Source organism: Solirubrobacter ginsenosidimutans (genome assembly GCF_027587205.1).
The window spans coordinates 1-558 of the sequence record NZ_JAPDOD010000148.1; the positions used below are offsets into that span (position 1 = coordinate 1).

Consider the following 558-nt stretch of genomic DNA (forward strand, 5'->3'; position numbering starts at 1 on the left):
AGCCGGCGCGAGACGCCGCCGAGCAGCACGCTGCGGAGTGGGCCGTAGCCGCGGGAGCCGCAGACGAGCAGTTCGACGTGCGCGGAGGCTCGGAGCAGCACCTCGGCGGGATCGTCGACGTGGATCTCCGGTTCGACTTCCACGCCGGTCGGAAGCGCGTTCAGTGCGGCGCTCAATGCCGCTTCCACGGAAGCGCGGTGGCGGCCCTCGGGCGCCGGAGTGGTGCCGGCCGTGGGCGCGTCCAGCGCGCTGGAGGGATGGAGCGCCGCGATCACGCGGAGTTTCGCGTGCGAGCGATCCGCGAGCATGTGCGCGACCGCGAGGGCGGCGTGCCCCTCGGGCGAATCGACGAAGCCGACCGCCACGGTTTCGACGGGGGTGCGGGTGTAGCCGCGCGGAGCGAGCGCGACGGCGCACGATGACCCGTGCAGGAGCCGCTCGGCGGTGCTGCCCGGGAGGACGCGACCGGCGTGGCCGCGGGCGGTGGAGCCGACGACGATCATGCTTGCCGCCTCGTCGCGGGCGAACGCGTGCAGCGCGCGTGGTACCGAGGCGTCG

1 protein-coding gene is annotated in these 558 nt (G+C 74.6%); it reads right to left on the reverse strand.

What is annotated here, in order from left to right:
• On the reverse strand, positions 1 to 558 hold a 558-nt coding region (locus OM076_RS44575; protein WP_270046775.1), incomplete at both ends, for a universal stress protein.